Here is a 1,161-nt window from a genome sequence, read left to right on the forward strand (position 1 = left end):
TCTACGGGAATTGGGCAATCAGCTGACGGGCAATATGTGGGGCAATCTCTACCCGCGTGCCGGTTTTGTTACGCAGGCGGATGAAGATAAAGCGGCGGCCGTGGTGGCACAGCGGGTGGCTGACATTATTACCCGTACCGGTCAGCCCCATGTCTATCAGCCGCTGACCGGGCAACGCCGTGATGGCTACTGGCCGCCGCCGCCGGTGACGGAAAATACCGGCACGAAAAATCATCAGTGGCAGCGGTTGTCGCCACAGTTAAGTCAGTCTTGTGCCGTGTTTCCGGATGGCAGCCATACCGCCGCGACAGCCGGTAATCAGGCTTATGCCTTGTGGCAGCCTTACAGCTGCTGCAAGCGGCGCGGGCAGCGTTTTCTCAGCAGCACGGATGTGTGAATCAGGAGGCAAGATGATGAAAAGAAACACCTTATGGCTGGTCGCGGGTGCAATGATGCTTGCTCCGGTACAGTCCCATGCCGCCGGGCTGTCCCTCACCTTACCGCAGGTGAATCGAAGTGCCCTGGGCTATGGTGCAGAGGCCAGCGGGGCGGTCTCCGATACGCTGTTTTATACGCTGGGTGGCGGCTCGGTGATTTCTGAGCCGGCCAATCGCGGCGGTTCAACCATGCTGGCCGGTCTGGAGTTGGGCTGGAGCTCGGATTTGATGTGTGGCAATTTCGACCTGAAAGCCACGGTCAGTAATCAGTTAAATGGCATCACGGCGGGGTTTAAGAACCTGATGAGTGATGTAATTCAGGGGGCCACCGGTGCCGTCGCCAGTCTCCCGGCCATGATAATTCAGCGGGCCAATCCGGGGCTGTATGACATGCTGACCAACGGCGTGTTGCAGGCCAATGTGGCGTTTGATAAAGCCCAGTTCAACTGTCAGAACATGGCGAAAAGAATGATGGATTTTGCGCAGAACACCAAATGGAGCCAATCGGCCGCCTTACAGGAGTACAAAAATCTGGTCAATGGCGGGGATGGCGATGCCGTGCGTGCGAATAACGCCGGCAGTAAAACGACCGGTGCCGGCGGGCATCCGTGGATTGGCGGGCAACGACAGGGCGGGAAGGGACAGAATGCCATTCGTCCGACCCGTGATTTAGCCAGCGCCGGGTTTAATATGATGAATCAGTTGCCGGTACTGAGCCAGTCAT

Annotated in this window: 2 protein-coding genes; both read left to right on the forward strand. The window is 57.7% G+C overall.

Annotated features, from left to right (window positions below):
* Positions 1–397, forward strand: a 397-nt coding sequence (locus tag Xsze_RS21435; protein ID WP_099139193.1) for a TIGR03756 family integrating conjugative element protein, incomplete at its 5' end; no start/stop codon positions are given.
* Between the two features lie 52 nt (positions 398–449).
* Positions 450–1,161 (forward strand): integrating conjugative element protein (locus Xsze_RS21440; protein ID WP_244590096.1); only part of this gene is annotated, 712 nt, incomplete at its 3' end.

This window comes from Xenorhabdus szentirmaii DSM 16338, from assembly GCF_002632585.1.
GTDB classification, from domain to species: Bacteria; Pseudomonadota; Gammaproteobacteria; order Enterobacterales; family Enterobacteriaceae; genus Xenorhabdus; species Xenorhabdus szentirmaii.